The organism is Halalkalicoccus sp. CGA53, from assembly GCF_036429475.1.
GTDB classification, from domain to species: Archaea; Halobacteriota; Halobacteria; order Halobacteriales; family Halalkalicoccaceae; genus Natronorarus; species Natronorarus salvus.
This window is the reverse complement of record NZ_CP144125.1, coordinates 3257814-3280251: the sequence shown is the minus strand read 5'-3', so window position 1 is coordinate 3280251 and position 22438 is coordinate 3257814. Positions and strand designations below refer to the sequence as shown.

19 protein-coding genes are annotated in these 22438 nt (G+C 55.6%); 16 read left to right on the top strand and 3 right to left on the bottom strand.

Annotation, left to right across the window (positions count from 1 at the left end; all coding sequences use genetic code 11):
• Nucleotides 1-379 precede the first annotated feature (379 nt).
• From aglF to V2L32_RS18700, 5 genes are read left to right on the top strand one after another with little or no spacing between them, the layout of a single operon-like run.
• Nucleotides 380-1120, top strand: coding sequence for a UTP--glucose-1-phosphate uridylyltransferase AglF (gene aglF, locus V2L32_RS18720; protein WP_331234082.1), 741 nt, complete (start codon nt 380-382; stop codon nt 1118-1120).
• A 15-nt stretch (nt 1121-1135) separates the two neighbouring features.
• Nucleotides 1136-2476, top strand: a complete 1341-nt coding sequence (locus tag V2L32_RS18715) for an O-antigen ligase family protein (RefSeq protein WP_331234081.1) — start codon at nt 1136-1138, stop codon at nt 2474-2476.
• The gene (locus V2L32_RS18710; protein WP_331234080.1) at nt 2477-2752 is read left to right on the top strand and encodes a hypothetical protein; all 276 of its coding nucleotides are present in this window, start codon (nt 2477-2479) and stop codon (nt 2750-2752) included. It abuts the gene before it with no gap.
• A 1-nt stretch (nt 2753) separates the two neighbouring features.
• Nucleotides 2754-3839 carry a DUF4350 domain-containing protein gene (locus tag V2L32_RS18705; protein ID WP_331234079.1) on the top strand — a complete coding sequence of 362 codons (1086 nt, stop codon included), beginning with the start codon at nt 2754-2756 and terminating at the stop codon, nt 3837-3839.
• Entirely contained in the window at nt 3832-4827 is a 996-nt protein-coding gene (locus V2L32_RS18700; protein WP_331234078.1) for an AAA family ATPase, read from the top strand. The genes V2L32_RS18705 and V2L32_RS18700 overlap by 8 nt, the downstream gene beginning before the upstream one ends.
• Nucleotides 4828-5058: 231 nt before the next feature.
• On the opposite strand, the gene V2L32_RS18695 is transcribed toward V2L32_RS18700, so the two are convergent.
• The 3 genes from V2L32_RS18695 to V2L32_RS18685 are packed head-to-tail and all read right to left on the bottom strand — an operon-like array spanning nt 5059 to nt 7806.
• Nucleotides 5059-5898 (bottom strand): hypothetical protein, encoded by an 840-nt coding sequence (locus V2L32_RS18695; protein ID WP_331234077.1) that lies wholly within the window; start codon nt 5896-5898, stop codon nt 5059-5061.
• Nucleotides 5891-6364, bottom strand: a complete 474-nt coding sequence (locus tag V2L32_RS18690) for a hypothetical protein (protein ID WP_331234076.1) — start codon at nt 6362-6364, stop codon at nt 5891-5893. Before V2L32_RS18690 ends, V2L32_RS18695 begins: the two co-directional genes overlap by 8 nt.
• Nucleotides 6361-7806 carry a DUF58 domain-containing protein gene (locus V2L32_RS18685; protein ID WP_331234074.1) on the bottom strand — a complete coding sequence of 482 codons (1446 nt, stop codon included), beginning with the start codon at nt 7804-7806 and terminating at the stop codon, nt 6361-6363. Before V2L32_RS18685 ends, V2L32_RS18690 begins: the two co-directional genes overlap by 4 nt.
• Nucleotides 7807-7883: 77 nt before the next feature.
• On the opposite strand from V2L32_RS18685, the gene V2L32_RS18680 reads away from it, so the two are divergent.
• The 11 genes from V2L32_RS18680 (at nt 7884) to V2L32_RS18630 (ending at nt 22352) form a co-directional block, all read left to right on the top strand.
• Nucleotides 7884-9911 carry a HEPN domain-containing protein gene (locus tag V2L32_RS18680; RefSeq protein ID WP_331234073.1) on the top strand — a complete coding sequence of 676 codons (2028 nt, stop codon included), beginning with the start codon at nt 7884-7886 and terminating at the stop codon, nt 9909-9911.
• A gap of 44 nt (nt 9912-9955) precedes the next feature.
• Nucleotides 9956-10957, top strand: coding sequence for a DUF1616 domain-containing protein (locus tag V2L32_RS18675; protein ID WP_331234072.1), 1002 nt, complete (start codon nt 9956-9958; stop codon nt 10955-10957).
• A gap of 344 nt (nt 10958-11301) precedes the next feature.
• Nucleotides 11302-12396: a glycosyltransferase family 2 protein gene (locus V2L32_RS18670; RefSeq protein WP_331234071.1), complete on the top strand. Its 1095-nt coding sequence runs from the start codon at nt 11302-11304 to the stop codon at nt 12394-12396.
• Nucleotides 12397-12412: 16 nt separating this feature from the next.
• A complete protein-coding gene (locus V2L32_RS18665) occupies nt 12413-13228 on the top strand; it encodes a polysaccharide deacetylase family protein (RefSeq protein WP_331234070.1) in 816 nt (271 codons plus the stop codon).
• Between the two features lie 293 nt (nt 13229-13521).
• Nucleotides 13522-14757: a hypothetical protein gene (locus tag V2L32_RS18660; RefSeq protein WP_331234068.1), complete on the top strand. Its 1236-nt coding sequence runs from the start codon at nt 13522-13524 to the stop codon at nt 14755-14757.
• Nucleotides 14758-14811: 54 nt separating this feature from the next.
• On the top strand, nt 14812-15993 hold the full coding sequence (locus tag V2L32_RS18655) for a carboxylate--amine ligase (protein ID WP_331234067.1): 1182 nt from the start codon (nt 14812-14814) through the stop codon (nt 15991-15993).
• 30 nt (nt 15994-16023) lie between these two features.
• Nucleotides 16024-17298 (top strand): glycosyltransferase family 4 protein, encoded by a 1275-nt coding sequence (locus V2L32_RS18650; RefSeq protein WP_331234066.1) that lies wholly within the window; start codon nt 16024-16026, stop codon nt 17296-17298.
• Nucleotides 17295-18386 (top strand): glycosyltransferase, encoded by a 1092-nt coding sequence (locus V2L32_RS18645; protein WP_331234065.1) that lies wholly within the window; start codon nt 17295-17297, stop codon nt 18384-18386. The genes V2L32_RS18650 and V2L32_RS18645 overlap by 4 nt, the downstream gene beginning before the upstream one ends.
• A gap of 357 nt (nt 18387-18743) precedes the next feature.
• Nucleotides 18744-19505, top strand: a complete 762-nt coding sequence (locus V2L32_RS18640; RefSeq protein ID WP_331234064.1) for a ParB N-terminal domain-containing protein — start codon at nt 18744-18746, stop codon at nt 19503-19505.
• Between the two features lie 106 nt (nt 19506-19611).
• Nucleotides 19612-20139 carry a hypothetical protein gene (locus V2L32_RS18635; protein WP_331234063.1) on the top strand — a complete coding sequence of 176 codons (528 nt, stop codon included), beginning with the start codon at nt 19612-19614 and terminating at the stop codon, nt 20137-20139.
• 494 nt (nt 20140-20633) lie between these two features.
• Nucleotides 20634-22352 carry a hypothetical protein gene (locus tag V2L32_RS18630; RefSeq protein ID WP_331234062.1) on the top strand — a complete coding sequence of 573 codons (1719 nt, stop codon included), beginning with the start codon at nt 20634-20636 and terminating at the stop codon, nt 22350-22352.
• Nucleotides 22353-22438 lie beyond the last annotated feature (86 nt).

Genomic DNA, 22438 nt, shown 5'->3' with positions numbered 1-22438 from the left:
AGGACGCGTACTCGGAATATAAACTAATGGGTGTTTATATTATTGACAGGAATTGTGACGATTTCGGTGCCAATCTATTTAAAGAGGCACTAAAAAACCGACCCCGTCCTGTAATAGTAACTATTCATCTGAATAAAACAGTAAAAAATATAAACTAATACAAGTTTATTAATTCCGTCCAGGTAGGCTGAGCATCGGCGTTCCAATAACCGAAAATCTAGTTCTCGTTGATTGCAAACTCGCCGGTGTGCGCCGACATTGTTCCCCGACGTTCTATGTTATCATAAAAAAACAGAACGGAGATCTGTGCTAACAGTCACCTGTGGAAAATTCGTTTCGAAGTCATTATTTATTTGTGTGCGGATGGATACGTTCTACTATGAAAGCTGTCGTCCTTGCCGCTGGGAAGGGAACGCGACTGAGACCGCTGACCGACGAGAAACCGAAAGGTATGGTCGAGATAGACGGGAAGCCGATTCTCACACGCTGTTTCGAACAGCTCGTCGAACTCGGCGCGGATGAACTGCTCGTCGTCGTCGGCTACAAGAAGGAGGTCATCATCGACCACTACGGCGACGAGTTCGAGGGCACGCCGATCACCTACGCCCACCAGCGCGAACAGAGCGGGCTCGCACACGCGTTGCTCACCGTCGAGGAGCACATCGACGACGACTTCATGCTAATGCTCGGTGACAACGTCTTCGACGCGAACCTCGCGGACGTCGTTCGACGCCAGCACGAGGACCGAGCGGACGCAGCGTTCCTCGTCGAGGAAGTACCCTGGGAGGAAGCGGATCGGTACGGGGTCTGTGAGACGAACAAGTACGGCGAGATAATCGAGGTCGTCGAGAAACCCGAGGACCCGCCATCGAACCTGGTGATGACCGGCTTCTACACGTTCACGCCGGCGATCTTCCACGCGTGTCACCTCACCCAACCCTCGAACCGCGGCGAGTACGAGATCAGTGAGGCGATCGACCTGCTGATCCGCTCGGGCCGGACGATCGACGCGATCCGCATCGACGGCTGGCGGATCGACGTCGGCTATCCCGAGGACAGAGAGGAAGCCGAGCGCCGGATCACCGGCGAGGTCGAAGTCGAGGCAGCCGAGACTGCGTGAGCCGTAGGGGGGAGAATGGACCGTACTCGACTGATATGGGGAGGGGGGTCCGAGAGTCAGCCGACCGTTCCGCTACACTATCCGTTGCTCGCGGTCCTCGCCATCACGGCCGCTGTCGCTCCAAACACGTGGTTTATTCCTTCACGCCAAGGATATCTGATCTCTCTTTCGGTGTTACTCATCATTATCGTATATGCCATTCTATTGACGGACATCCGTCTTCGGACTGATCCGATCTTCCTGCTGCTTATCGGAGGGTACTGGCTGGGGCTGGTCGCCCACTACCAGTTTTACTCCCCCCACACGGAACTGTTCGAGTACATCGTCGTTACGCCGATTGCGGTGTTTGCCACCGTAATTGTCCTCCCACGGCTGGTCCGAGGCCGAAAACAGACGTTCGCGATGGGACTCACCCTCTTAGGTGTTCTCATGTCTCTCTTCGGGATCTGGATGCTCTGGCGGGTTTCGCAGGGCGATCCTTTTACGATCATGGGATCGAGCCCTGCTCCGATCGGTCAGAACGTTATGGGATACGAGCGGTTTCCGATCCACACTCGGTCGGTGTTCTCTAACTCTAACAGCTACGGTCTGTTTATGATGATAGTCTCGCTCGCAGCGCTTTATACAGTCTTGGCGCGTGGTGGCCTGCTCTGGGCACTCGCATTCTTAACCTGCGTGCTCGGTTTATTTATGAGCGAAGGTGACGCCGCCTATCTCGGCTTCACTGTTGGGTCGCTGATAGTACTCTCCGGACGCGACCGCTGGCTGGTTGTTGGAGGGCTCGGTGTCGGTGTTCTCACCTTGTATGCGGTAATACGTATCGGACACATTCCGGATGTGATGGACTCAACGCTGATGAGTCGAGTCAACCGATGGGTACAGTATCTCGAACGGCTTGCCGAGGATCCGCTCTGGGGAATCGGGTTCGTCGATCCCGGTCCGGAGATCGGTCGGAGTTCAGGTCCACATAACTCCTTCCTCCACGCCCTGCTAAATACCGGCATCATCGCTGGATCGTTGTATCTCGGTTCCCTCGCCTACGCGCTGGCCCACGGAATCCGAAAGCGCTGGTCGGTGTGGACTGCGTTCGTCGTCGGGTCGACGGTTGCGCTCTTTCTGTTCATGGGCTTCGAATCGCTCTTTCTCGGTGGACTGAGCGTCTCCTCGGTCGCACTCGGGTTCTTCCTTGGGTGCTGTTTACTAAATGAATCTGAGGAAGATGGTGATCGGATACAACCGGTGACGATGTCCGACGCGATTCGTAACAGCCGGACTGCCCGTCTCCTCGACTCCGTTCGAGGACCGTCTCAGGACTCGACCGGTAGACCAGTCGACCTGCGGGAGGGGGACCGATAGATGCTTACACGGCGACGACGGCTATTCCTAAATGGCCAAATTGCGTGGATGCTCTCGGTCATTGTACTGCTAACACTGTTCGACGCCCTCTCGCCAGAGCTGTTCTTCCTGCTTTCCCTGATCGGACTGCTGATCGTCACCGAACTCACGGCGCCGGTGAACGTCACGCCAGAGTGGCGACGACGGCTTCGGTGGATTATCCTGGTCGGTCTCGCAGTTTTCGGGTACATCGTCGCACGGTGGCTCGTCGAGGTCATCCCCTGGGAGTTGCTCTGAGATGGACTGGATTCCTACGAACCGAACGTACCCCGAACTGCTCGCGATCGGCCTCGGCGCCGTCGTCGTAGTGACGGTTGTCGTTGCGGCGAGCATCTCCGGTGTCGCGTTCGGCGCCTTCACACCCTCGTGGGAGGGCACGTCGGAGCTGCGGGGAGAGGCGGAGTCAGCGGACGCGGAGACGATCGTTCTGACTAATACCGAGCGATATGAGGAGCTACCGGAGGAGGGGTCGGTAGTGTTCGTTCTCGCACCGAACGAGCCGTACGAGATTGCCGACCGCGACCGCCTTACCGCATTCGTTGAGGGGGGTGGGACGCTCGTCGTCGCGGACGCCTACGGACCGCATACGAACCCTCTACTAGAGGATCTCGGTGCGAGTGCACGTATCGACGGCGATCCACTCCGGGACGAACGCAGCTACTATCGGTCACCCGCGCTCGTCGTCGCTCCGGAGGTGGCCGCACATCCGTATCTGATCGGGGTCGAAGAGCTGACGCTCAATCACGGGTCTGCGCTCGATGAAGGCGATGCGACCGTTCTCGTTCGCAGTTCGGAGTTCGCATATCTCGATCGAACCCGTACCGGAGAACTCACCGAGGGCGACGAGATGGGTCCCTACCCGGTCGTCACTGCGGAACCGGTTGGCGATGGAGAGGTCGTCACAGTCAGCGATCCGAGCGTGTTCATCAACGCGATGCTCGAACGTGAGGGCAACAGGGCGTTCGTCCACGGACTCCTCTCGACACACGACCGAGTGGTCTTCGACACCTCTCATACCGGTGAGATCCCGCCGCTCACTGCAGCGGTTTTAACCCTTCGCGAGTCGATGTCGATGCAGGCGATCCTCGGCGGGAGCATCATACTGGGTATCGGGGCTGTCTACCGATGGTCGACGCTAAAACGGGCCGGTGTCCGTTTACGGCGGCTGAAACCGACGATTGGCAAGCGGACGCCGGACGTTCCGACAGAGCGTGAGATGCGGTCGATGCTCGACGATCGGTATCCAGAGTGGGATGCCGAACGGCGGGATCGTGTAGTCACAGCCGTTATGTCGCGTCGGAAGAGAGACGATAGTAATGAGTAATCCTGACGATGTGTACACGGCGCTGCAGAACGAGATAGAAGGTGTTTTAATCGGAAAGGCCGACCTGATCGAGAACCTCACCATCTCGTTGTTGACGGGCGGTCACGTCCTGCTCGAAGGCGTTCCGGGCGTCGCGAAAACGACTGCTGCGAATCTGTTCGCACGCGCGAGCGGCCTAAACGAATCACGAATCCAGATGACGCCCGATCTCTTACCCGCAGATATCACCGGTACGCACGTCTATCGGCAATCGACCGGTGAATTCGTCCTCCAACGCGGGCCGATATTCACCAACCTGCTGATCGCAGACGAGATCAACCGAGCGACGCCGAAAACCCAGAGTGCGTTGCTCGAGGCGATGCAGGAGCGTCAGGTGACAATCGAAGGAGACACGCTCACACTTCCCTCCCCGTTCATGGTAGTGGCGACGCAGAACCCGATCGAGATGGAGGGGACGTTCGAGCTACCCGAAGCCCAGCGCGACCGTTTTCAGTTGAAACTCACGGTCGACATACCGACCCACGATGAAGAGCGTGCGCTCCTCGATCGGTTCGGACCGCAACCGAATCTCGGAGCGAACAGTATCGAACAGGTGGTCTCTCCGAGCGACTTCTTAGACTCTCGGGAGGTCGTAATCGCTGTTCACGTCGTATCCGAGGTACACGATTACATCCTTTCGCTCGTCGAGGCCAGTCGCGACCACCCCGATGTCGAGTACGGCGGATCGCCACGAGCCTCCCTCGCGCTCCTCCACACCTCGAAAGCCCGAGCGGCGATCCGGGGTAGGGACTACGTCATCCCGGATGACGTGAAGTCGATGGTGCCCGAAGTCCTCGCACACCGACTGGTGCTTACAGCTGAGGCAGAACTCAGCGGTGTAACGAGCGGTGATGTGATCGAGGATCTGCTTTCGACTGTCGAGATCCCAGTGACTGATGGCCCGAATGGAGCTGTCGCAACTAGTGATGGGAGAAAACATAGGGAGTGAAAGAATAATTTCAACTGAAAAACTCCCCTGGTAGTTTTTTATAGCTGGCAGTAACCTCCCTGGTTATTTAAATTAGAGTCATATTCTTACCGCCCATTAAACAAGTGATGAGTATTACTCGGTTAGCACACTGTCCGGAGTGCGGTCGGGACACGGAGATACGTGTGACCGTCGAATGGCAATCTGATCTCTGTACTGCTTGCGGGTCTGAGATAGACCAAAACGCTTCTTCTACTCCCAACGACCGGTGATCAAGTAATCCGCATCGGTCGTGCTCGTTACGTCCATCGTGACTGGAGTACCGAGCTCCGCGGCGAGCGTCACACCGACGACCGAAGCGACCGGATGATCGAGGCGGTCAACGGGGCCGTATGCGCTGTTCGTAACCGCGACCGAAACCCGTCCCTCTTCGACGTCAGCTGTAGCTGTCTCGACCAGTTCCAACGATTCGGCGATTCCATCAGCGACCTGGGTGGCGAGTACTGGAACGTCGTCAGTGAAGCCCCCTCGAACGGTCCGTCGAAGCTCGTCGTAAAGCGCGTACCCGGTCGGCTCGAACGCCACCCCGCGGGCCAGTTCGTTCGACGGGGTGACGAAGAAGGCACCGAGTTCGTCGTCTGAAGGGCGCTCGTACTCGCGATACTGAGGGACGAACAGCCGAACGCCTCTCCGAGACTCCATCTCGATTGGAAGGTAGACCTGCTGCTCTCGTAGCTCTAGCTCGCTGATGATCGCCGATCGGTCACTCTCGAGCGCTTCGAAGATCCGTTCACCAACGGCAGCAGAGACGAATCTCTCGGGTGTGAGATAGATGATCAGGACCGCAGCGAACAGTCCGGTGCCTCCGAGCGCGAGCAGGACGTCGCGTGCGACCGGAAAGAGAATCGCGCTTCCGATGGCGCCGGCTCCCATTGTAGCGAGCGAGAGCGCAGCTTTCCGGTGACGGGCTCGCCGTGAATCCGCGAGCCGTTCCCTGAGCCGTTCGTTCTCCGCTTCCAGCAGTCTGATCTGGGCGACCAACCCTGCTTGTGTCCCCAGCGGTTCCGTATTCAGTTGGTCTTGGTTACTCATCTGTCAGCACTCCCAATGAAACGAGTTCGTACCGATGAATCCCGTATGCAGCTGCTCCGAACGCGAATAATAGGCCGCCGGCCGTGATCCACAGTCTCCCATCTCCAGCCAGTATCACGGCGACGACAACGACGAGTCCACCAGCGGCGAAGACAGCGTTCGCGAAGAGCGTCCCAGGTCGATGATGGGCGTACGCTGCGTCCGCAAGGAGGAGTAACAAACCGATCTCGACTGCGAGTACCGAGACGACGCTGAGGTCACCGACGAACGCCGCGAGCAGGATGTGACCGAACGCGACGACGTATATCCCGGGTAGGAGTAACCAGATCGGCACAAGTGCCGTCGCAGCGACTCCACCCTGGATTCCCCCGACGAGTGCGAACGCCGAGACGGTTGCCAGCAACGCGATGGAGCCGATCCAGGTGGGTGTCTGCGTCCGCTCTGGGAACCGATCCGTCTCGGTCATGACCTCGCCGGACTCCTTCTTTCCGGACTCCTTCTTTCGCCGGCATTTAAGACAGCCGAGAGTCGTTCACCCGGGCCGAGTTCGAGCGCTTCCACGCGGTCGATTACGTCGAGTGACCGTCGAAATCTCTCGAACTCCACGTATCGGTCGTAGGCGGTAGCGAGGTCTCCCAGTCCCTCTGGTTCGAACAGCACAGTCGGCGTAAGCACGACGACCACCCGATTGTTCCCACGTCGAGCGATCATTGCTGCCTCACGGACCTCCTCTCCGTGCGAGTCATCGGTTACGATCACCGTCCGGGTCGCTCCCTGTTGTCGGTCGACGTGCATTCTGGTGCACGCGAGTAACGGCTTTCGTTCCGTGTTCACAACTGAACTATCTCCATGAGTTAGATACGTCCTAAGCGTGATCGCAAACGGAGAGTCGTCGCCTATGAGGCGCCCGGCAGTCCGCCGATTCTTTCTCATCAACGGCCCTCCTCTGTGACTGACATCGCCCGCTTCGTTCACGTTCAGGTCGTACAGATGGGCTCTGATCGCTGCGTAGCCACGGTTCGTCCCCGTCGGCGGGTGCCTCAGGCTGGTTCCGTCCCCGCTTACGGCGTAAAACCCCAACGGGTCACGTCGTGCTCGCGCTTCCCTCGCGAACAGCAAGCCCGCATGGCGGGCGTAGTCGAGTTTCGTCTCGCCTTCGTGGCCCATCCCCATGGGCCCCCGATGGTCCATGATGAGGATCGTCGTTCGATCCGTCTCCGTCTCGAACGTACGGACGTGGGGGAAGTCGAACCTCGCCGTCGCCTTCCAGTCGATCATTCGAACGGCATCACCTGGGACGTACTGCCGGACCTCCTCCGGTTCGAGGCCGACGTCGAGCGGATCGACTTCGTGATCACCGAGTGCGCGCCTGACTTGCTCCCCTGCCCGACCGAGGTGTACGGACCGCGGTCCCCGGGGCTCGACAGTGATCGTAGGTGTGGTCCCCATCGAAACCTGCTCGGTGAACAGCCCATACGGATCTGCAGCGGTAACCGCTGCCTCCTGTAGAGTGAACTTACCGGCGACCCCCCACTGTAAGTCGATCACTCGCGATTCCTCGGTCACACCCGGTTCGATCGTGAACTCTGCCTGGCTCGAGGCACTCGCGGTAACCGGCACGCCGCCGCGGACGTGGATGTCCAGCGTTGCGGGGGTCTGAAGTGACGCCGTTACGACGAGAGGTACGGGCGTCCCGGAGACCGCACGCTCCTTCTCGAGCGTCTGTGACAGTTCGAGGCTCTCGACAGTCGAGTTGAGTTCGTCGACGAAAGCAAACTGTCTCGCCAGTAGCCACCCTCCGACGAGTGCCGCACCGAAAAACAGCACCGGCTGGACGAGCACGACCGCTCCCCCGGAAAGGACGGCGACGAGCGAAGCCGTCGCCCAGTACCGGCGTGTGAACCGCATACACTGATAGAACTCGGTCCGCTAGTTGAACCTTCCGGATAGTAAGATGTTTTACCGTCCTCGATGTATAACGTTCAGTGTTATCGAACCGGCGTCTGGTCCTCGCGGGCTCGGTGCTCATCGTCGGTGTCTGCCTCCTCGGAGCCTTTGGAGCAGTCGGGGTCGCCGACCCGTCGAACGAGACGACCGAACACGAACACCCAGACGAGGCAGAGGTGGAGGGTAACGAAAGCGCCGTCAGCCAGTGGTTACGCGACCGGCTCGACGACCGCCTCGGTGAGAGTTCCGTACTGTTGAGCGAACGCCAGTATGATGGCGCACGCGATGCCGTTGGAGAGGAGTACGACGAACTGCTCGGGAGATACGCGGAGGTCGAAGACAGCGAGGACGAAGAAACCGAGGACGAAGAGCGGCGAACGGCGGAGGAGTTCGAGGAAGCGGTGGAGAACCAGCGCAACCTCACCGACGACGTGGAGGCGTACGAGCGTACGTACGAAGAGTACCAAGACGCGGTTGAGGACGGCGATGGAGACCGTGCTCGAGACCTCGCCCGCGATCTCGACGAACTCGCTGCCTCGATCGAGGAAAGAGCCGACCGCGCGGACGACGAGTACGATCGTATCGAAGAGGAGACGGGCAGGGACACGAGCGCTGAACGTGAGTCGGTCGAAAACATCCGCTCCGAGATCGACAGTCAACATTCTGAAGTCAGAGAACGGGAGTTCGTAGAGACGGAGCTCAGCGTAGATGGCGATCCGACGGAGATCTCGTTTCGTGAGCCAATGACGCTCTCAGGGACGGTACAAACCGTCGAGGGAGAACCGGTAACGAACGAACCGATCGCCCTCGAGATCGAAGGACAACGGCTGAGCACGACGACCACCGCCACCGGTTCGTTCAGCGTACCGTACCGACCGACGGTGCTCCCGCTTGACGCGAGCGCGCTCGAAGTCGAGTACGTACCGGAGCGTGGGTCTCCGTACGTGGGATCGAACGCAACCGTACCGGTCTCTGTCGAACAGGTCGATTCGACGACCGAGGTGACCGAGAACACGGAGAGCGCGGCGTTCGGTGACGACCTCATGGTGAACGGCACGGTAAGTGCGGACGACGTGGCGGTTGACGCAGTGCCAGTGGTGCTCGTGGTCGACGGTGAGGAGTACGATCGGACGGAGACGACCCAGAACGGGACGTTCACAGTAAACACGACGGTTCCCGCGAACGTCCCATCCGGGGATGCCGACGTTCGCGTGCTTACCGATCTGGAGGATCAAGCCCTCTCCAATTCGGAAGCGATTGTGCCGGTTTCGATCACGGAAACCCAAAGTGACCTTGAGGTACGCGTCGAACCGACGGGTGAAGACGGCGCGATCATTGCGGGAGAACTAAGCACAACGGCTGGCGAGGCGCTTCCCAATCAAACGATCGAAATCGACGTCGAGGGGGCCAGAACCGAGGTCCGAACTACCGATGAGGGGACGTTCGAACGAACGATCACCCTCCCCGACGAACCTACCGCCACAGTAACCGTCACCTACGCGGACCCGGGGAGCAACATCGAAGACGCGGAAGTATCGATGACACTCGACCTGAACGACGGGGATGGTGCAGGCAGCTTAGACGGTCTCTTGGATTCGTATGGCATCCCGGTCTCGGGAGACACACTTCTCCTCTCCGCACTCGTGGCAGTTATGGGTGTGGCTCTCGCCGTGGGTATCAGCCGACGGAGAGCCTCCCGGGGGACCGAAGATGAGATCGAAGGGGAGAATGAGCTACCCGGTGCTACCGGGGTAACGACGAACGCCCAGGCGATTAGAGCGCTCCTCCTCGCCGCACGCAAACGACTTCGAGCGGGCGAGACGGATCGAGCGATCCAGTCCGCGTACGCCGCAGCGAGACTCGCGCTTGGGCGCGGACCATCGGAAGCGATGACCCACTGGGAGTTCTACCAGACCTGCCTCGCAGAGGGGCTCTCGGAGAAGGAAATCGATTGCCTGAAGTCGCTCACAACGCGATACGAAACCGCTGTATACGCACCGTATTCGACGCCAACCGACGTGGCAGACGAGGCGATCGGTGATGCCGAACGTTTCGCGGAGTCGTAGACGATGCATCCGTTTTATGACCGAGTAGGGGATATTTTGAAAAGATGAATCGTCGGGACCTCGCTCTGCTCATACCTGAGCCGGTTCGGAGGCTCCCAGCGGACCTCGTGGGTGTCGTCGCTCTGACCATTCTCGCCGTCGCATCGACACTCGTTCCGGTCGTGAACGAGTCGGCGATTCGCGTGCTCTCGGGGCTTGTGTTCGTCCTCTTCCTGCCAGGGTATGCGTTCATTGCGGCGCTCTTTCCGGAGCGAGGCGAGTCGCCGAGGCCCGACGGCGAGGGAATCGACGAGAACCGGGGGATCGACTGGGTCGAACGGCTCGCGCTCGGCTTTGGAATGAGCGTCGCGCTCGTGCCGCTGATCGGCCTTGTGCTTACCTTTTCGCCCTGGGGGCTCGGATTCGGACCGATCGTTCTCAGCCTGAGCGGGTTCACGCTCGTCTGCGTCGCGGTCGCCGCGGCGCGACGACAGGCGCTCTCGCCCGACGAGCGCTTTTCCGTTCCGTGGCGAACGTGGACCGAGCGCGCACGAACGGAGCTGTTCGATCCAGATGACAGGGTCGAGGCGGCGGTAAACGTCGCGCTCGCGCTCTCGATCGTCCTCGCGCTCGCCACGATGGGCTACGCGATCGCCTCGCCACAGCAGGGCGAACGTTTCACCGAGTTCTACCTCGTGACCGAGGGAGACGACGGGGAGTACGTCGCGGCGGGCTACCCCGAGGAGTTCGTCTCCGGGGAGAGCCAGCCGCTCGTCGCTGGTATCGAGAATCGCGAACACGAGACCGTCGAGTATAGCGTGGTGATCCAGCTCCAACGAGTCGACACCGAGGGCAACGACTCGACGGTTGTCGAACGCGAGGAGGTCGACCGGCTCGGGACAACGCTCGCCCACAATGAATCGGAGATGATTGAACACGAGGTGACACCGACGATGACCGGTGAGGACCTTCGCCTCACGTACCTCCTGTACAAAGACGACCCGCCGAGCGAACCGACGCGGGAGAACGCCTACCGGTCGTTACATATTTGGGTGGACGTGGAATGACGGCTGGGGGATGACCTTTGGAGATCACCGTTTAATCCTTCGATTAATTAGGAACTACCTGGGGTCCCGCTCCCCGATACCTCAAGGATGCGCTCGTTAAACCACTGGTTACACCACGTTTTAATTCGCATTTGATCTAAAATGTCTCGTATATATATGTACCAGTATGGTGAACAACGGATGACACAGGTCCCCGAATACTGCGACTGGTATAACTCGGGATCTCAGTGGCGGGGATGACAACCGAATAGGATCGGTTGTCAGGGGAGGGAAATGAATGCGTAGAAGATCTCGACAAAGAATGAGAAGGCGAAACGATCAGGCAACCGCGACGGGAGTGATCCATGTATAACGATCACAGCATCGGCGTCGTGGTGCCGGCGTACAACGAAGAAGGATTGATAGGTGACGTGATCACTGGAATGCCGAGGTACGTGGATCGGGTTTACATTATCGACGATTGCTCGACCGACGGAACCTGGGAAGAGGTACTCGCGTCGGCTCAGGAGGACGTCGAACTGGGCGATGTGCCGCCGGAGATGGTACCAGATCACGAAGTGAGTATTCAGGGAAATGCCCAGACGGACGGTGGCTTCACACAGAACGAGGAACTGCTCATGAATCGGGCGATCGTCACCGAGCCGATTGGCCGCGTCCTCCCGATCAAACACATCTCGAACAGGGGTGCTGGTGGGGCGATCAAGACCGGGTACCTCGCCGCGCTGATGGACAATATAGACGTCACCGTGACCGTCGACGGGGACGGCCAGATGGACCTCTCGCAGATGTCACGCCTGCTCGATCCGATCGTCGAGGGAGATGCGGATTACGCGAAGGGCAATCGCCTTCTGTATAAGGACTTCCGTGAGGAGATGCCTCCCTTCCGGTTCGTCGGGAACGCGATACTCACCTTCCTGACCAAGATCGCGAGTGGCTACTGGAAGACGATGGATCCGCAGAACGGCTACACCGCGATCAGTTTCCGCGCCCTCGACAACGTCGGCATTGAGGGGATGTACGAGTACTACGGCTACTGCAACGACCTCTTGGTGAAACTGAACGCGAAGGGGATGCGCGTTGCAGACGTCGCGATGCCCGCCGTTTACGGGGAGGAGGCGAGTTCTATCCGGTATTCGGAGTACATTCGGAAAGTATCACGGATGTTGCTCTGGAACTTCCTCTGGCGATTGAAGACACGATACCTGGTGTTGGACTTCCACCCGCTAGCGCTATTCTATTACTTCGGCGCGGCCAACGTGGGTATCGGAGTGCTGCTCGGCATCTGGTCGTTGACCGTGTGGTTTACCGGGGACGGATCGCTGTTCATGCGGGGGGCGATGAGCCTGATGATCTTCACCATGGGTAGTATGTTCATCATGTTCGCGATGCTCTTCGACATGCAAGCGAACGAGAGCATGGAGGTCCAGGTGCGTGAGTGAGGAGAAACTCGCGTGTGTGACCCTCGACCTCGAGAACGACTGGTATTTCGATGAACCGGGCTACGATCATCTCACCTTCGAGTATATCGAGGAGTTCATCGGTTTGATCGATGACCTCGGGATTCCGATCAGTATCTTCGTCGTCGGAAGGACGCTCGAGCGGTTCCCGGAGGTGATCGACCAGTTCGATGCGGAACTCGACGTGGAGTTTCACCTCCACTCGTACGGACACGACACCAGCAAATCCTACGACTTCAGAGAGGAGGTGAGATGCGGTAAACAGGCGTTCGCATCTCACTTCGGCTCCGATCCGATCGGCTACCGCGCGCCACAGGGGAACATCGAGCCGGGCGAATTCACCATATTGGAACAAGAGGGGTTCCAGTTCGATTCCAGCGTTTTTCCCTCCTACCGGCCGGGGGTGTACAACAATTTGGACAAACCACTCCATCCGTACCGACCGGCGGAGGTCGAGGAGCTCCTGGAGATACCGATCGCTGCGACGCCGTACACCAGGGTCCCTATCTGTCAGAGCTATATCAAACTGCTCGGCAGACCGTACCGACACTACTTACGAAGAGCCCCGCTTCCGGCCCCGCTCGTGTTCAACGTCCATCTACAGGACCTCTTCCGAACTGATTCACACGATAGACTGGGTCACCCGAAACGGTTCATCATGAAACGCAATCTGGATCACTCGGCTGAGTTGTTCGCCGAGACTATCGACCTGCTACGCGAGCGGGAGTACTGGTTCGGTCGGGTGACGGACGTCGATACCCGATTCGGCGAGTCGCAATCAAGGGACCGGTTGGTCCACGGGGTTCTCGCCTGAGCTATTCGGTTACCGCTACTGGTTCACGTTCCCCCGGTAGGACAGTGTAAACGGACCGCCCGTTACCGATTCGATGCATAGACCGATGAGAAATCAGGACGATTCACAGGAAGTTCTCATTGAGTGATACGGGCTTTCACGAATCGATTTCGAACCATGAGATCCCCCCATCGATTCTACATTCGGCCGCGCTCGCAGGCAGCACGTCTCTTTGTTCGAATAGGTGACGTCTCTATGGATAGGAACCTCTATACGAACGGAAAATGAACCGATTGGCTAGCATCGAGAAAACGATGGTGGATGTCGAGCGAGGACTTCCTCCGATAGAGAAGTCACTTGCACTGCTCAATTCGGCGTTCGACGAGTGGGGAGACAGTCGGTACTATCGCTGGCGCTATCACGCCTACCCCGGTTTCGACGCCAGCGATCACGTCTTTTACAAGACCTCGAACGACCGCGTGATCGCACATCGACGGCTATACGAGAAGGAGCTGTGCTGTGGGAGTACTGGGAAACGGATCAAGGGCTTTCTCCTGGGTGACGGAGCAGTCGAGGAGAATTATCGCGGACGGGGACACTATTCGGATCTCCATGCCGCGACTCAACGTTTTTGTTTGGAACAGGGTGCAGACGTCCTCCTCGCGTACAACAGCAAGGAGAACCTGACCTACAAGGCGAATCAACGACGCGGGTTCGAGTGTCGTCCCGTCCCACTATGGGTAAACGTGCTCTCACCGGGGGCCGTGATCAAACGGTACGCCCAGCGGGTAACCGGTGTGTCGAGACTCGCCGGCCGTCTCCCGTCAGCGGTGACCGACCGCGTCGGTATTCGGCTCCACGATGGAACGGTAACCGTCACCGAAATACTCAACGGGAAGCCTGCGAACGGGGTCGACCCCGTGGTGTGGCTCGAACCCGACGAATCCGCGATCGACGAGCTCATTGAGGGCGTGAGCAACCGCGATCGGTTAAAAACGTTCAGATCCGTTGGAAAGGTGGCGCTATCCACCGTGCTCCCATACAAGCGGGACGTAAAGGAATTCGGTCAGGAAGATGGCCCGACCGGAAACGCGGAACGAACGGACCGGTTGACGCCTTCGGAAGTCTCCGAGGTCTGCTCGCTGTATCAGGAACGGTTTGCGGAAGGGACCGTTTCGTTTTCGCGTACGGCCGCGGAGATCGATCACATGACATCCTACCCGGACTGCGACGTGGTCGTCACTCGTGAGGATGGTGTGATCTCCGGGTTCGCGGTCGTAGGCCCGAAGCGAAACGATACGGTGACCGAAGGCAGAATACTCGACGTGGTATACCGCAAGGAGACGGATTTCGACGTCCTGCTCGCGACGATCCGACGTGTCTCGAGAGAGAAGGGTTACGACCTCCTGGTCGGCGCGCTCGAGAAACGACCAGGAGAGGACTGGATCGAGATCGACAAACAGGTACTGATGTGCAAACCCATTAGTGAGGAGGGGTCGAGAGCCGGAGTCAGTAGCTCAGAGATCAGGGTGAGCCTCTACGATGTGTAGAACCGCTCGAACGTCGATCGATCGAACGGTAGCGATCACGAAGGAGACTAGGCTATGACCGAGACGAGGGTGCTGGTCCTCGACGGTCGGACGCTTTCGAGTCTGTCGGTCACGCGATCGCTGGGAGAGGGGGGGTACTCGATCCACCTCGGTGAGTCATTTCGGTGGAATCTGACGCGCTTTTCGAAGCACGTAGACGGAACGATATCGTATCCGTCTCCCGATGAGAAACCGGCGGGCTTCGTCGATGCACTCCTGCGGAAACTCCGACGGACCGATTACGACGTCGTGATTCCGACGCGCGATGCGACGACGCGGCTCCTCGCGACACACCGGGATCGGTTCGATCCGCTGACCTCGCTCTACCTCGCCGATGCGAAAAAGATCGAGCGTTTCGCCGACAAGGGGGAGACGATCAGGCTCGCCCAAAACGCCGGAACGCCAGTCCCGCGGACGTACTTCCCGGAGGATACACCACTCGAGACGATCGCGGAAGAAGTCTCCTATCCGGCGCTGGTGCGCGCTCGACGCGCTTCGGGGTCGAGAGGGATCGTCCGAGTCGAGTCCGCGGACGAAATGCAACGGGCGTACACAGAGGTCGAACGCGACTATGGCGTTCCGATCATTCAGGAGTACGTTAGCCACGAGGGGGGACACTTCAGCATTGGAACGCTGTTCGATGAGAACTCCGAACCGGTTGCTGTTCACGTCTACGAAGAGACGAAACAGTACCCCGTCTCCGGAGGTCCTGCCGTGGAGGCCAAGAGTGTCCCTGTCGAGCCGTGGGTAGACGGGATGCTCGGGATTCTACGGGAGGTGAATTGGGTCGGACCGGCGCACATGGACGTGCTCTATGATCCGGATGACGCGACGTACAAACTCCTCGAGGTCAATCCGCGCTTCTGGATGTCAGTCGGCCTCACGATTCGATCAGGTGTCGATATCCCGGGACTTCTGGTCCGACTCGCGATGGACGAGGAGATACCAGACCGGGTCATCGACTACGACACCGACTTGCTGTACCGATGGATTCTACCGAGCGGCCTGTTTTGGGCAAGCCAACAAGAAAGACTGATATGTGGTATCCACCAATTAACCTCTCAGTTAGAAAACCAGATATGTTATGGAGTGTTCTCTTCAAAGGATCTAGGTCCAACTGTTGGTGTGCTATTTCAGAGTGCAACATTCATATTGGAAGAGGAAAAGAGGCGTCAGGTATTCAACAGAGGGTTGTGACGAACACGAACGACTACAGGATCGTATATAATGCGTAATGAACAACTGACCGTACTGGTACTAGCAACGACCTTTCTCCGCTGGGAGGGGGACACAGTTCCACAGTTTATGTTTGAATTGACGAAGGCACTTCAAAGTGATAACTTGAACATTGTCGTACTTGCACCACACTATCCTGGAGCAAGACGAAAAGAAACGATTTCGGGTATAATTGTTTATCGATTTCCGTACTTCGTCCCATTTCGATATCAGAGACTGGCCTTCCAAGGAAAGGGAGGAATCGTTCCATCGATGAAGACCAATCTGCTGGCGATATTTCAAGCCCCTATATTTATATTATCGTTGCTACTCCATACAATTTGGGTCATCAGGAAGGAAAACGTCGATGTTGTGAACTCACACTGGTTGCTCCCGAATGGACTGATCGGGGCTTTTATAACGTCAGTACTGGGTATTCCACATGTCCTAACTTTACACGCCAGGGGTGTTCTCGTATTACAAAAAGTACCGTTTGGGTGGCTGATCGTTAACTACGTCTACCAGCGGTCAGATATGATTCTTCCCGTCAGCACACATATCAGAGATTGTTTCTTAGAAATCGGAGGCGGCACCGTTCCTGTTGATGGGCAATTTCAGATTCAACCGATGGGTGCCCATGTTAACGAGTATGACGTTTCCTCGAAATCGGAGCTACGGGTTGATACCGGCGTTGATGGCGAGATTCAGGGGTTATTTGTCGGACGACTAGCTGAAAAGAAAGGCGTTGATTATTTGCTTGATGCTATGACCATTGTCAGCCCGGAAGTAGATAATTTCCACCTCTCGATCGTGGGCAGGGGGCCGCTCCAAGAGGAGCTACACAATTACGCTGACAAACTCGACCTCAACGGCTACGTCACATTCAAAGGATGGGTCAGCGAAAAAGAGCTCATCGAACAGTACATCATGGCCGATTTCGTAGTCGTTCCATCGATAGAAGCGGAGTCGGGAGACACGGAAGGAATGCCGACGGTCATCGCCGAGGCTTTCGCGTCCGGCAACCCGGTCATTGGCACAGAAGTTGGTGGGATCCCAGACGTCGTCAAACAGGGCGAAAACGGGTATGTCGTTCCGCAGAAAGACGCCGGTGCGATCGCGAAACGAATGAGACAGCTGATCAGTGAACCGGAGCTACGTCAGGATCTCGAGGAGGGTGCGCTCGACTCGGCCGAGCGTCTGGACTGGGAACGATGTGCTGAAACGTACAAGGAGGTTTTCCGCAGCGTTTCTATCCCTGAGTCAATTAAAGATGGTGGATCAGTATGACACTTCAGCTGGCGTTCTTGATCAACGATCTTCGGTCCGGTGGGGCAGAGCGTCTAGTAAAGGACCTGGCAATCGAAATGCAGGGATACGAGGGCATTGAGCCGATCGTGATCGTCGCGAACCCAACCGGCGAGTTGTTCTCCGATCTCGAGGAAAGCGATATCGATGTTGTTTCCCTCGGGACCAGCGTTTCGACGATGTCGATTCCTCGCGCCACGTGGCGACTCTCTCGCGTTCTGAAGGATCGGGAGATCGATTTGCTACACTCCCACCTGCCCTTCTCGCATGTTGTCGGTCGGCTGGCGTGTGCTCGGATTCGTATCCCTCAAGTAGCAACGTATCACAACGTTCGAGATCACAAAACAAGGCCGAAACGCCTTGCTGAACGGGTGACAGGTAGACTTTCGGATCGGATCGTTTGCGTCTCGAAGGGCGTTCGCGAGTCGTATCCGGATTCGAACCGAATGACAGTAATCTACAACGCGATTGATGTCAAGGGATTTTGCGAGCGTGTAGAGGCTGCCGATACGACAGATCTGGAAGCACAACACGACGGGGAGCGAATCCTACTGAACGTGGCTCGCTGCGTCAAGCAAAAGCGCCAACAGGATCTGGTGGAGGCGATGCGATTTATTGACGACGAAGTCCATCTCTACATCGTTGGCGATGGTCCTTGCCGGCAAGAGATCGAGAAGAGAGTCACAGAACAAAGCCTAGAGGAGTGTATTACCGTTACGGGTTACGTCGAAGCAATCGAACCGTATTTCTCCGTAGCGGACGTCTTCGTCTCCTCATCCGAGAACGAGGGACTTCCGACGACCCACGTCGAGGCAAGCGCGGCGAAACTTCCGATCGTATCGACCGAAATAGCTGGGGTGACGGAGGTCATAACGAACGGAGAAACGGGCTATCTCTATCCAGTCGGGGATTATGAAGCCCTTGCTCGGTGTATCGAAACAATGTTAAACGAGGATCTAAATCGGGTGGGCGAAAACGCCTTTCAGCACGCGATGAGTAAGTTCACCATCGAACAAATCGGTGCTCAACACAAATCCCTATACGGTAGCTGTCTAGGAGTCGATTCGTAACTATGTATACGGCGAACGCTATGTGCCGAGAGACGGCGTTTAGGAGGCGTATGTGAGCAATCTAATACGGTGTTTCGAACCAGTTCGAGAGCTTATGGACAAAGCTAGAGGAATAACCGTCGTTACATCGGACGACGGGGATATCGTTGGGGGACAATCCTGTCCTGTACCGATCCGTGCGTGGGGGCACACTTCGGGAACTTACACAGACCAACTGGTGATAATCACGTGGCTTGTTTACGAGCAAGGCGAGTGTCGAGAGATTGTCGCTGGACCGTCAAAGGGAGTCGAAAATGTAGATTTTGGGAGGGTGAACGAACGACTCAATCACCTCGGGTGTCTCTATAAACAACTCCCATGAATTTGTTTAATGCAGCGAAGTTCCTCGCTACCTCGATAAAATATTACCCGCCTTCAGATCCATATTATATCAAAGCCTTATCCCACTTGTCGAACAACTATACAGACGCGGAAATATTCAGTATTATTTGGGTCAATCCGGGAGACATTCAATATTGTTCACTTCGACCATTTCAGAAATGGGAGGCCGCAGGAACCGTAAAGGAAGGTGACTGGGACAAAAAATCGCTAGCGTTTGAATCCGCTACGTTCTACGATAACGTTCAAAAGCCGATCTATCCATCCTTGGAAGCGCATTTTGTCAATGGAATACCATGGGAATCTACGCCATTCATCGGGGAGGTCATGGCTCTCATTGATAATGGGACTTCCGCATGGGGTTGTGGTAGTGTCGTTGAAGTTCGGAACAAGTGTAACGAACTCGACGACCTCTACGCTGCAATCGAAAGTGGCGCTTACCTCACACAGGAAGAACAACTCAAAAATAAGGGGGCGGTAAAACAAACACGTCTGTACCGGCTCTTGCGCAGATTCACACATCTCAAAAAAGACGAGGTAACCGTCGATATCGGCCGTGACGGCAGGTTATTGTTTTTTGACGGCAAACATAGATTATCGATCGCAAAAATCCTGCATCTCGACTCGATACCCGTCCGGGTAGCCGTTAGACACCGTGAGTGGCAGCGGACGCGTGAAAAAGCGAGACAAGGGGCTCGCGTGGGCAATCACCCGGACTTGGAGTTCGTAAATGAGTCTTAGACAATACGCAATGTTCGGCTACTCGTCTTTAGTACTCTGGCCGGTGACGAGGTACACTCGTTTATCCTCAAAGCGAAACCCGTCTAATCGAATTTTCGTCATAGAGGTGGATCCCATCGATATTGATTACATTAAATTAATCCCGCCGAATGCCTTTCCACTCTTTGGAAGCGATGCAGTCCGGGGGGCGGCGGGAGGTCCTTGGGACCGGTTTAAAATGAGCTTCAGTCGCCACTACGTCTACCGGTCCATCGAAACTGTACTCAAAAACGATAGTGCATGGGACGAAACGCCGCTGTTCGCCAAGAGCGATGACCAGCAGAGGTTCGAAAGTCGGTGCTCAGAAATCGAAGAGCTGATAGAATCGATCCACAATCACGGCTACCAATCAGAGCTTTACCGCTCCGAATCACCCCTGAATGATGGCCGTCATGAGATCGGGTCTGCAACGATTCCCGACGAAATTATCGTCGGTATGGACCGAAAGGGGCGTTTGATTCACCTCAGAGGAGGTCGCCATCGGCTCGCGATCTCTCAGGTACTGGGAATTGAAGAGATACCGGTTGTTCTTTCCCTCTATCACCCTCAAGCAACGAAGAAAATACCGGAACCGATTCGTTCGATACCAACATAATTAAATATCGTATAATACTCACAACTAAATGTTACGACTGATAAAGATGAGCCAGAGTAATGAGTGAAAGTCTACTCAAGAATATTTGGTGTAGAACATTTTTAGTTTGGGAGAGTGATTGCGTCTCACACTGACCTGAATGACAGACTGGGTCACTTTGATAGAACCTCATGCTGGGAATATAACCGCTATGTTTTTATTCTCAGACGATACTTTGCGACTTGAGGAATGATCATCTTTGAGAATGGTGGTACAGTGAATTATTTCATATTACTACCAATATATAATTATAATAAATTATGAAATATAAAAAACGGACTCGGTTCTCCGTTTCCCAAGCTGAAATCCATGGAATTCTTCTCACAGTAGGCTTCATCTTCACCTCCGCGGCTATTTTAATAGCTCATCTTAATCCGGCAGCGGGGTACGAAGTATCGATATATGGTACAGTTCACAATGTAGAAGGGACCCCGTTTTCGTACTGGATCTCGATTATGGCAGCGCTAGTCATCGCAACCGTCGTTGCTTTTTCAGCAAGCAAGCGTCCCATCCGAAGCGCATCGTATGTTCTTGGACTGTTGTCATTCATGAGTATAGTAATGCTCCCACGAATTCGCGGTTGGTACTACCAAGCGGAGAGCGACGCCCTCTCACACTTAGGAGCCACTCGGGAGTTTGCGTATGGTGTTAACGAGATAACCAACTCGCAGTATCCGTTCATTCACACTGTTACAGTGTTCCTGAGTGGGGCTACCGGAGTCGAACTCAACAGGACATTCCTTATCGTCGTACCGGCTTTTGTGCTCACTTTTATTATATTTTCAGTATTGACGGCTCGGTTATTCTCCAATGATCGTTGGATTCTCGGAATGGCCCTATTCTCGGGAATGTTGCTTCTCCCTATAAATCACATTCAGGGTCGGGTAGAACCCCAACCATCCGCCCAAGCGATTTTGTACGTCACGCTAGCTCTCTTCCTTTTGATTTTCGTGATGCTGGAGCAGGATCATCGGACTTCGCTACTGTTAATATTGGTTTCATTTTCTATGGTGGTTCTGCATCCGCAGCATGCCGCCAGCCTCATTCTTTTATTCCTCGGAATTGCGGGCGCGCACCTCCTCTACGCCACTTTCTGGCGTACCGAGTTGTCCACGACTGGGACTGTGATGCCGATTTACATACACGCAAGTCTCATTGTCATATTCTTTTGGATTTGGTCTCAGGCGATCATCGCCGAACGCTTTGAGCGGAACTTCAGCCGCATGATCGGTTCTATGTTTATCGATACGGAAACAGCGGCTAGCGTTCAAACAAGGGGAGTTTCGCTTGAGGCAATTGGCGGCACCATAGAAGAGATATTCATTAAATTATTTCTTATTAGCGTAATTTACTGTGCAATCTGTGCCCTCTTGATGGGTGCTAGCGTTACTACTACGTTCTTCACTCGGTTTGAAAGATTGCAATCGCTCGTCCAGCCGATTTCTTTTAAATCAAGGGCTACTAATCTCGTCTTTGCTTTTTGGACATTTGGATTCTTTGTCACGTCGGCTCTGTTTTTCGTTTATATTTTAGGCAGCCTATCTGACCAGTATATGCGCCACTATGGGTTTCTTATGGCGATGGTGACGATCATGGGTGCTCTCGCCGTTGGTCAAATACTGAAATTTCTGGCTTCTCGGTTCTCCGTGGACAAAACAAAACCGATTGCGATTATTTTCATAATAATATGTTTATCAATGACTGTCCCGGTTATATATGGTTCGCCATACATATATCAAGATTCACACCATGTGCCAGAACAGACTTTAGAAGGCCACAGCATCGCCCTTAAAATAGCGGATGAAGAAGCCCTACACACCACAATGCGTAGGAACCTGTATCGGTATCAGGATGCGGTTTTACGAGGCTATGACACTGATCGGTCTTACGAAGATGATTACAGAAGAGAAAATGTCCCTGATCACTTTGCGAATGATGAGTCACGTGCGGACGAAATAGAGAACCAACGAGACCTACATGGTTTTTATGGCGAATATGCATACTTATACGTGAAGGAAAGAGACCGTATATATGAAACCCAAGTGATAAACGGCCTCCGTTGGTCAGATGAGGACTTAGACTATCTGGAACAAGAGCCAGGTATTAACCGTGTGCAGGACAACGGTGGGTTCAACCTTTATGCGATTGAGAATCGTGAGTCCTCGAACGAATAGTTAATAAATTACCTTATCAATTTAGAAAAGTCCTATGAAAAAAATGGGTTAATTTGTAATAAAAATCTACCATCCTGTAGGTAACA

What these genes read in the sequence shown, in the direction of transcription:
- aglF (WP_331234082.1), top strand. Translation starts at nt 380, where the DNA reads ATGAAAGCTGTCGTCCTTGCCGCTGGGAAGGGAACGCGACTGAGACCG.
- V2L32_RS18715 (WP_331234081.1), top strand. Translation starts at nt 1,136, where the DNA reads ATGGACCGTACTCGACTGATATGGGGAGGGGGGTCCGAGAGTCAGCCG.
- V2L32_RS18710 (WP_331234080.1), top strand. Translation starts at nt 2,477, where the DNA reads ATGCTTACACGGCGACGACGGCTATTCCTAAATGGCCAAATTGCGTGG.
- V2L32_RS18705 (WP_331234079.1), top strand. Translation starts at nt 2,754, where the DNA reads ATGGACTGGATTCCTACGAACCGAACGTACCCCGAACTGCTCGCGATC.
- V2L32_RS18700 (WP_331234078.1), top strand. Translation starts at nt 3,832, where the DNA reads ATGAGTAATCCTGACGATGTGTACACGGCGCTGCAGAACGAGATAGAA.
- V2L32_RS18695 (WP_331234077.1), bottom strand. Translation starts at nt 5,898, where the DNA reads ATGAGTAACCAAGACCAACTGAATACGGAACCGCTGGGGACACAAGCA.
- V2L32_RS18690 (WP_331234076.1), bottom strand. Translation starts at nt 6,364, where the DNA reads ATGACCGAGACGGATCGGTTCCCAGAGCGGACGCAGACACCCACCTGG.
- V2L32_RS18685 (WP_331234074.1), bottom strand. Translation starts at nt 7,806, where the DNA reads ATGCGGTTCACACGCCGGTACTGGGCGACGGCTTCGCTCGTCGCCGTC.
- V2L32_RS18675 (WP_331234072.1), top strand. Translation starts at nt 9,956, where the DNA reads ATGAATCGTCGGGACCTCGCTCTGCTCATACCTGAGCCGGTTCGGAGG.
- V2L32_RS18670 (WP_331234071.1), top strand. Translation starts at nt 11,302, where the DNA reads ATGTATAACGATCACAGCATCGGCGTCGTGGTGCCGGCGTACAACGAA.
- V2L32_RS18660 (WP_331234068.1), top strand. Translation starts at nt 13,522, where the DNA reads ATGGTGGATGTCGAGCGAGGACTTCCTCCGATAGAGAAGTCACTTGCA.
- V2L32_RS18655 (WP_331234067.1), top strand. Translation starts at nt 14,812, where the DNA reads ATGACCGAGACGAGGGTGCTGGTCCTCGACGGTCGGACGCTTTCGAGT.
- V2L32_RS18650 (WP_331234066.1), top strand. Translation starts at nt 16,024, where the DNA reads ATGCGTAATGAACAACTGACCGTACTGGTACTAGCAACGACCTTTCTC.
- V2L32_RS18645 (WP_331234065.1), top strand. Translation starts at nt 17,295, where the DNA reads ATGACACTTCAGCTGGCGTTCTTGATCAACGATCTTCGGTCCGGTGGG.
- V2L32_RS18640 (WP_331234064.1), top strand. Translation starts at nt 18,744, where the DNA reads ATGAATTTGTTTAATGCAGCGAAGTTCCTCGCTACCTCGATAAAATAT.
- V2L32_RS18630 (WP_331234062.1), top strand. Translation starts at nt 20,634, where the DNA reads ATGGCAGCGCTAGTCATCGCAACCGTCGTTGCTTTTTCAGCAAGCAAG.